This is a genomic window from uncultured Intestinibacter sp., from assembly GCF_902468165.1.
GTDB lineage: Bacteria > Bacillota > Clostridia > Peptostreptococcales > Peptostreptococcaceae > Intestinibacter.
The window spans coordinates 1-9,095 of sequence record NZ_CABQXJ010000098.1; the positions used below are offsets into that span (position 1 = coordinate 1).

Annotated in this window: 6 protein-coding genes; all 6 read left to right on the forward strand. The window is 27.2% G+C overall.

The window, feature by feature from the left end; all coding sequences use genetic code 11:
• Nucleotides 1–1,361 (forward strand): N-6 DNA methylase (locus tag RDX53_RS13070; RefSeq protein ID WP_307994307.1); only part of this gene is annotated, 1,361 nt, incomplete at its 5' end.
• Nucleotides 1,361–2,713, forward strand: a complete 1,353-nt coding sequence (locus RDX53_RS13075) for a restriction endonuclease subunit S (RefSeq protein WP_195928776.1) — start codon at nucleotides 1,361–1,363, stop codon at nucleotides 2,711–2,713. The genes RDX53_RS13070 and RDX53_RS13075, both read left to right, overlap by 1 nt.
• 157 nt (nucleotides 2,714–2,870) lie before the next feature.
• Complete coding sequence (locus tag RDX53_RS13080; RefSeq protein ID WP_195928778.1) at nucleotides 2,871–4,073, forward strand: DUF262 domain-containing protein; 1,203 nt, start codon at nucleotides 2,871–2,873, stop codon at nucleotides 4,071–4,073.
• Entirely contained in the window at nucleotides 4,027–4,983 is a 957-nt protein-coding gene (locus RDX53_RS13085) for a hypothetical protein (protein WP_195928780.1), read from the forward strand. The genes RDX53_RS13080 and RDX53_RS13085 overlap by 47 nt, the downstream gene beginning before the upstream one ends.
• Nucleotides 4,984–4,985: 2 nt before the next feature.
• Nucleotides 4,986–5,774: a hypothetical protein gene (locus tag RDX53_RS13090; RefSeq protein WP_195928782.1), complete on the forward strand. Its 789-nt coding sequence runs from the start codon at nucleotides 4,986–4,988 to the stop codon at nucleotides 5,772–5,774.
• An 84-nt stretch (nucleotides 5,775–5,858) separates the two neighbouring features.
• Nucleotides 5,859–8,840 (forward strand): type I restriction endonuclease subunit R, encoded by a 2,982-nt coding sequence (locus RDX53_RS13095; RefSeq protein WP_195928784.1) that lies wholly within the window; start codon nucleotides 5,859–5,861, stop codon nucleotides 8,838–8,840.
• The last annotated feature ends 255 nt before the right edge of the window (nucleotides 8,841–9,095 follow it).

Here is a 9,095-nt window from a genome sequence, read left to right on the forward strand (position 1 = left end):
GAGGAATGTTATCAATAGGTGAAGATTATGTGGAAAAAATAAACCCTTCTGCCATAGTAAACGTATATGGACAAGAGTTACTAGATGAATCATTTGCCATATGTCAGGCAGATATGCTGATGAAGGGACAAAATCCTGACAACATAAGATTAGGTAACACTCTTACACAAGATAGATTTAAAAATGAACATATGAGATTCCTTATCTCAAATCCACCCTTTGGTGTAACTTGGAAAGATGAAGAAAAAATAGTAAAAGAAGAATCAGACTTAGGATTTGATGGAAGATTTGGTGCAGGAACACCTAGAGTAAGTGACGGTTCACTACTTTTCCTACAAAACATGATAAGCAAAATGTATGATGATGAAGAAGGAAGTAGAATAGCAATCATATTCAATGGTTCACCACTATTTACAGGAGATGCAGGAAGTGGAGAATCTAACATCAGAAAATGGATAATAGAAAATGATTTATTAGAAGGAATAATAGGACTACCTACTGATATGTTCTACAATACAGGAATAGCAACATATATATGGGTACTTACTAATAGAAAAGAAGAAAAAAGAAAAGGCAAAATACAACTTGTAAATGCTACTAACTACTATCAAAATATGAGAAAAAGTTTAGGTAATAAGAGAAAAGAAATAACTGAAGAGCAAATACAAGAAATAAAAGAACTGTATGTAAACTTTGAAGAAAATGAAAATAGTAAAATATTTGATAATGAAGATTTTGGATACAGAAAAATAACAATAGATAGACCTTTAAAACTAAGCTTTGTGGTAAATAATGAAGCGATAGAAAATGTAAAAAATACTACTCAGTTTATAAATCTTGCAGTATCTAAGAAAAAAGACGAGCAAGTTAAAGCAGAGGAAGAAAGATTAGGAAGAGAAAAACAAGAAAAATTAGTTAAACTTCTAGAAAGCTTTGACAGTGAAAAACAATACTTAAGCAGAGATGAGTTTGTAAAAGAGTTAAAAGCTAAATCTAAAGAGTTTGGCATAACACTAGCTGCTGGACTTATAAAAGCAATAGTAGGAGCTATTGGAGAAAGAAATGAAAATGCAGAAGTTTGCAGAGATTCTAAAGGAAATGTAGAAAGTGATTCAACTCTTAGAGATACAGAAAGTATTGTGTTAAAAGATGATGTGTATGAGTATTTTGAAAAAGAGGTAAAACCTCATGTGAGTGATGCATATATGGATGAGAGTACTTTTGGTAATGTGGGTTATGAGATACCTTTTACTAGACATTTCTATAAATATGAAGAGTTAAGAACTTTTGCTGATATCATGAAAGAAGTTGAAGAGTTAGAAAGTGAGATTGCACTAGAGATAAGGAAGGTGCTTGGATAATGGAGTATAGATATAGAGAGCAAAAGGAATTAATAAAGGGGGAGTTAGGTAATATACCTAAATCTTGGAATCAAGCAAAAGCACAGTATTATTTTGATGTATTTGCAGGAGGAACACCTAGTACTAATGAACCTAAATATTGGGATGGAGATATTCCTTGGATAAACTCTGGAGAAGTACAAAATTGCTATATTACAAATGTTAGTAGATACATTACAAATCAAGGTTTAAAAGAGAGTTCTACAAAACTAATTCCTAAAAATACAACAGTATTAGCTATGACTGGAGCAACATGTGGAAATGTAGGTTATTTGCAATTTGATTCAACTGCAAACCAGTCTGTAATGGCATTTGTGCCTAAGTATAGCTATAATTCTAAGTTTTTATATTACTATTTAATGTGTCAGAGTCAGCAAATTGAGTATTATAAAACTGGAGGAGCTCAAGGTGGTATAAATGTTGATAATGGGAAAAAGTTATATATAAATATACCATTAGATGAAGAACAAGAGAAAATAGCTAACTTTCTTGATAAAAAGACTTCGAAATTTAACTCAATAATATCTAAAAAAGAAGCATTAATAGAAAAATTAGAAGAAGCTAAGAAAAGTCTTATAAGTGAAGTTGTTACTGGTAAGATGAAGGTTATTAAGAATGATGATGGATATGATTTAGTTAAGAGAAGTAATGATGAGATGAAAGATAGTGGAGTTGAGTGGTTAGGTGAGATACCTAAGGATTGGGAAGTGAACAAACTAAGTAATATAGCTGAGTTAACTAGATTAGCAGGAGCAGAGTATACATCATATTGGGAAACTGATGATGATGGAGAAATAATTGCGTTAAGAGGTCAAAATATTGGTATAAATGAATTAAATTTAAATAATATAGAAAGAATATCATCTAAACTATCAAATAGATTAAATAGGTCTAAATTGTATAAAGGAGATATAGTATTTCCTTGTGTAGGAAGTATAGGTAAAGCAACATTAATAAAAGAAGATAATAAATATCATATTAATCAAAATATAGCTAAAATAACTCATAATGATAAAATAGTTCCAGAGTTATTGTCCTATCTATTGAATAGCAATGAATGTCATAAGCAGATAACTTGGTTTAACTCATCTCAAATGCAACCAAGTGTGCTTATAAGAGATTTAAGACAATTTAAATTTGCTTTGAGTTATGATAAATTAGAACAGGTAGAAATTTGTGAGTTTCTGGAGTTAAAATTACATTATATGAATAAAATACTAAATAACACTAAAAATCAAATACAAAAACTAAAAGAAGCTAAACAAAGTTTAATAAGTGAAGCAGTAACAGGAAAAATAGAGATACTAGATTAACTTCTAGTATCTAGTTAATATAAATAGGATAATATAAATGCTATAAGTAGATTTGAAAATTATATACAGAAGAGTAAGTTTTTTATAGTTGACTTTCTATACTATAATAAATAATCAATATGTTATAATTAAATAAATAATAAAAGGTGGTGATATTATGATGAATATAAGTCATGAAAGAAATGAAATTAGTATAGATGAAAAAATAACAGAAGAAAATGATTGTAGTATAAATACTAATATGAATATCAGCCAAGTAAAAACAGAAATAGGATTTAAAACATTGGTAGAAGGATTTGATTCAATGAATTTTGTGATACCTAAGTATCAAAGAAAATTTATATGGACAAAAGAACAAGTACAGGAATTGGCGATATCTCTGCTTAGAGGCTTACCTATACCACCTATTTATGCATATAGAAATAATTTGAATCAATTGGAAATACTAGATGGTCAACAAAGAATACTTAGTTTATTCTTATATTATAAAGGAAAATATTTTAAAAATTTAGAAAAGAATAGCGCAGAATTATCTAAAATTATGATAGATCCTATTTTAATGAATGATAATATGAGTTTTGAACAATTATTAGAAGACAAGAAATTATTAAGAAATTATAAATATAAATTTGAATACATAAATGATGGAATACATGAAGAAGATATAAGTTATGACAATTTAGATCATATTGTTAAAAGGAAATTAGATTTTACACCAATAACAATAATAGAAATTAATATTGGAAATACAAAATATAAAAATAGAATACTTTATACAGTTTTTAAAAATTTGAATAGTGGTGGAACAAAACTTAAAAATCAGGAAATTAGAAATGGTGCATATCAATCTAAATTTTATGACATGCTTCATGAAATAAATGATGTTAATACTAAGTGGAGAACTATATTTGGAGATAAGCATAAGCACAGTAAAGATGTAGAATTGCTTTTAAGATTTTCAGCTATTCAAAAATATTTTAAGTTAAAAGATGATGGAGAAGTTATTATAAATAAATATAATGGCTCTTATACTAAAATGCTAAATGATTTTTCAGATGAAGCTGTGAATTTTGATGACTATGAAGTCAACAGATATAAAATTGATTTAACATCATTTATAGATAGATTTGAAGTAAATACGAAAGTACCTCATTTATTGTTAGAAAGTTTGTACTTTGCAAGTTTGTATACAGATAATAATAAATATAAAATTACTGAAGAACTTTGTGAGAATATTATAGATGATCCTAAATATCAAAGTTATGTTAAATCTCCTAACTCAGCAAAAACAAAAGTTAAAGAAAGGTTAGAATATGTCTATAGAAAAGTACAAGAATACATTAACAGCAGTTACGAATAAAATACATGAATCTAATTTTAGTCATGAAGATAATATTATAATAGGGGATAATTCAAGTGGAAAATCAGAAATATTACGAAATTTAGTAAATTTATCTTTTGATAAATACTATTTTATAGATGCTATAAACAGGACCTTTGATTCATCAAAAATAATAAATAGAGAAATAAGCATAAATACAAAATTCCAAAATATAAGTAAATATAGATTAAATGACAATATATTTAACTTGCAAGATTCATTTGATATTTATGGAGATGGAACAGGACGTATAGAAGCAATATTTAAAGAATATATGGAAGAAATAAAAATGTTATTAAAAAAATTTATAGATATTGATATTACGATGAAAGAAGTGAATTATGGTATATTTTCTAGCGAGGAAAAACTTTTTGTAGATAATAAAATAGAGAGTTTATCTAATGGATATCAAGCTATAATTAGGCTATTTTTAGAAATTATTTATATACATAAAAATAAAGGTAATAACAAAATAACTGTGGTTATAGATGAGATAGACGAATATTTATCATCAAGAAATAAATCAAATATAGTAGAGTTTTTGAAAAATGAATTTAATGAGTTTAATTGGGTTATAACAACTCATTCAGCAGATGTTATGGCATCTGCAAAAAACTTTAATCTAATAATATTGAAAAATGAAAATTATCAATGTTTAGATAGTAATGACTTTAATACAATTACTGATGTACAAGAAATATTTAGAGATTTATATGATAAAACAATAGATGATAATAAAGATGATATTAATATAACTTTAAGAAGGTTATTAAGTTTAAAAATAACTGGATGTTGGGGTGAAATTGAAGAACAGGATCTTAAAAAGGTTGAAAGTAATTACTTAACTACTTCACAGTTATTTTTAATAAATCAAATTAAAAATTGGTAAAAATGAGTAAAGATTTATTTTTATTAGATATACCTATTTTTGAACCAGAGTATGATATAAATAAAGATTATACTTACTCAAAGGAAAAAGGGAAACAAAATCTTAAAGAATTATTATTAAAAACATCAGATAATTATTGTATGTATTGTTATAGTAAAGTGTATATAGATAACAAATTATCGGGACACTTGGAGCATTCTATAGAAAAGAAAAATTCTTATAAACTTAAGGATTGTAATATAAATATATCAATAGCTTGTATTAAGTGTAATCTATCATTTAAAAAAACTGGAGAATATAAAAGAGCACTTGAGAAAAAAGAAATAGAATTATTTGAAAGTCAGTGTACATGTAGTGAACAAACGTGTTTATCACCATGTGAGCAATATGAAGATTTAAAAGAAATATATTTAAAAAAAGATACAGCAGAAATAATATTACAACCATTTGGAGTTGTAAATAAGGTTACAAATAATAAGTATGTAATACAATATAATTTGTTAGAACAAGAATTTATAGCAAGTGAACAATTTCAATATTCAGATAAAGAGATAGAATTTATAAATAAACATATAGAAAGATTTAACTTAAATGATTCACAGTATAGAACAAGAGAAATAATAAAAGTATGTGAAGATGTAACTTATTTTAAGCAAATACCTAGAAAGAAAAGGTATGATAATCTAGTAGCTGATTTGTTTATAGATAAGTTAAATAGTATAAGTCTGAATGATGCGATAAAGCTATGTGAACGAATTATAGTGTATTCAGAACTAAAATGTAAAACTTAGTATATAAAAACCCTCAATATAAACTTTATAGAGGGTTTTTATAAATTTTATATAAATTAGGTAATAGTATAGGAGGGGGCATCAGTGTTACCAAAAGAGAAAAATTTAGAGGAATCAATTGAAAATTACTTAGTATCGATTGGTTATGAGCAAGGACACTCACAAGAGTTTGATTTATCAAACTGCTTGTTTACAGAAGATTTATTTAGATTTTTAGAAAATACTCAAAAAGAACTACTTGATGAGTTTAAATATAACAGAGGAAGCAATTATAAAAAAGCCTTTGTGGATTTAGTTAATTCAAACATAAGATCAAGAGGTCTTATAAGTGTGCTTAGAAATGGTGTGGAAGATATGATGATGAATGGAAAATTCCAGCTATTCTACAACAAGCCAAATCTAACTACAAACAAAACTGATTATGAAAATTATAAGAAAAATATATTCAAAGTAACAAGACAGTTAAAATACAGTGATAAGCACAACAATACTTTAGATATGGTTTTATCATTAAATGGTTTCCCACTTATAGTTATGGAGTTAAAAAATCAATTCACTAATCAAAATGTTTACAATGCTATCAAACAATTCAAAGAAGACAGAAACCCAAAAGAAAGTATGTTTGAATTTAATAGAAGAGTATTAGTATATTTTGCTGTTGATACAGATGAAGTATACATGACTACTGAATTGAAAGGTAAAAACACTTACTTCTTACCATTTAACAAAGGAAATAACAGAGGTAAGGGAAATCCTCCAGTAGAAGGTAAAGAAAAGACATCTTATTTATGGGAAGAGATTTTGACAAAGGATAGCTTACTTGATATTGTTAAAAGATTTTACTTTATAGAAAAAGGCGGCACAAAGGATAGAAGAGCAATATTTCCTAGATTTCATCAGTTAGATGCTGTGAGAAAAATAGTTTCTGATTTGAAAATTAATAAAGCAGGGAAAAATTATTTAATTCAGCATAGTGCAGGTAGTGGTAAAACTAATACCATAGCTTGGACTGCTCACAGATTATCAAGTTTACATGATGAAAATAATGATGCTATCTTTGACTCTGTAATAGTGGTTACTGATAGAAAAGTGCTTGATAAGCAGTTGCAAGATGCTATATATCAATTAGAACATAAGCATGGTCTAGTTGTAAAAATTGATGATAAAAAGAATTCATCAGACCTAGCTGATGCTATTAATAATAGAGCAAAGATTATTATAACGACTATACAAAAATTCCAATATGCTTTGCCTAAAATAGAAAGTCATGAGAAAAGACATTATGCAGTTATAATAGATGAGGCACATTCTTCTACATCTGGAGAAAATATGAATGCATTGAAGCAAACTTTAGCAGTAAAAACTTTAGAAGAAGCTAAAAAAATTGATAATGAACTTGAGAAAGAAGAAAAATCTAGTATAGATAAAATGAATGAACTTATAGAAAAGAGAACGAATCTTGATCATATTAGTTTCTTTGCATTTACTGCAACTCCTAAGAATAAAACAATGCAGGTCTTTGGTAGAATAGGCGAAGATGGGTTACCTCATGAGTTCCATTTATATTCTATGAAACAAGCAATAGAAGAAGGGTTTATATTAGATGTATTAAAGAACTTTATGCCAGTAAATGTATATTATAAAGTTGGAAAGAAAATAGCTGATAATCCTGAGTTTGATAAGGGAGAGGCAAAAAGAGCGATTACTAAATTTGTCAGTTTAAATGAACATAATATAAGACAAAAGGTTGAAACAATAGTAGATGATTTTGTTGATAATAGGTCTATGTGGCTAGATGGAAAAGCAAAGGCAATGGTGGTTACTGCAAGTAGACTTCATGCTGTTATGTATAAGCAGGCCATAGACCAATATATAAAAGAAAAAGGATATAATATTAAGTCTTTAGTTGCTTTTTCTGGAACTGTTAAACATGAGGATGAAGAGTATACAGAAGTATCTATGAATCAAGAGGTAGCACCAGATATAAATGAGTCAAACTTACCAAATATTTTTGATAAAAATGATTTTAAAATATTAATAGTTGCAGAAAAATACCAAACAGGATTTGACCAACCAAAACTTTGTGCTATGTATGTGGACAAGAAATTAGATGGTGTAAAAACTGTCCAAACTTTATCGAGACTTAATAGAACTTATCCTAACAAGCAAACATTTATATTAGATTTCCAAAATAGCATTGAGGATATCCAAAATGCGTACAAGCCTTATTTTGAGATGACTAATATAGATAAGGTGACTGATCCCAACGTAGTAAATGATTTATGGTATCAGCTGCATGAGTATGGTGTATATACTGATGAAGAGGTAAATGATTTTACTATATTATTTTATAAAAAAGATAGAAAACCATATCAAGATGCAAAGATGAATAATATTATCGATAAAGCTGTTGAGAGATATTGCTATATAGAGGAAGAAGATGAAAAAAGGGCAGATGAGTTTAAAAAGAAATGTCAGAAATATATTACTTTCTATAACTTTTTAATTCAAATTTATCCTTTTAAAAACTTAAATCTTCTAAGATTACAAGTTTATTTAGTAGCACTTCTTAGAAAGTTGCCCAAAAAGGGTAAGGAAAGAATAGACATTGACGATATGCTAAGTCTAGATTATTATAAGCTACAAAAACTTGGTAATGATGATAAAAAAGGTGAGGATATATCACTTTATCATGGTGAAGGTGAGTTGGTTGGTATATCTGAAACAGCAACCTCTCGTGTATCAGAAGAAGAGGAAGAATACCTAGATGATATAATTAAAAAAATCAATGATGTATTTGGTGTTGGACTTACGGAAGAAGATAGAATCATCATAGATCAGTATGAGGAAATGTTTAAAAAAGATAAAAACATCATGGATATAGCTAAGGCAAATAGTTATGACGATTTAGTTACTACTTTCGGAAAAAATTATTTCAAAAGAGGTATAGTTAAGACTAAAAATAGAAATGACAGATTAGTTAGAGAGATACTTACTAATAATAATTTACAAAATTATATGATTAACTATTTGGCACAGAAGATATATGCTGAGGCTAATAAATAGTAGCTTATTAAATTAGTATGGTTTAAAAAATAATTTATTTCTAAATAAATAGGAGTTGTATCATTGGGTATAATTCCTATTTTTATGTACTTAAATGACATAAAAATAACAAATAATCCTTGCATAACGAGTATTAATAATATATAATGCTTGTTATGCGAGGTTTTATTTTTACAAACCCTTGTATTACAATGATTTAATTTTGGAGGTGAATTTGTGGAATTAAATAAGGAAATTTTAAAGGGGCATATAGAT

Bases quoted from the DNA above. Each gene is read 5' to 3' on its own strand.
- RDX53_RS13075 (WP_195928776.1), top strand. From the start codon at position 1,361: ATGGAGTATAGATATAGAGAGCAAAAGGAATTAATAAAGGGGGAGTTA.
- RDX53_RS13085 (WP_195928780.1), top strand. From the start codon at position 4,027: ATGTCTATAGAAAAGTACAAGAATACATTAACAGCAGTTACGAATAAA.
- RDX53_RS13090 (WP_195928782.1), top strand. From the start codon at position 4,986: ATGAGTAAAGATTTATTTTTATTAGATATACCTATTTTTGAACCAGAG.
- RDX53_RS13080 (WP_195928778.1), top strand. From the start codon at position 2,871: ATGATGAATATAAGTCATGAAAGAAATGAAATTAGTATAGATGAAAAA.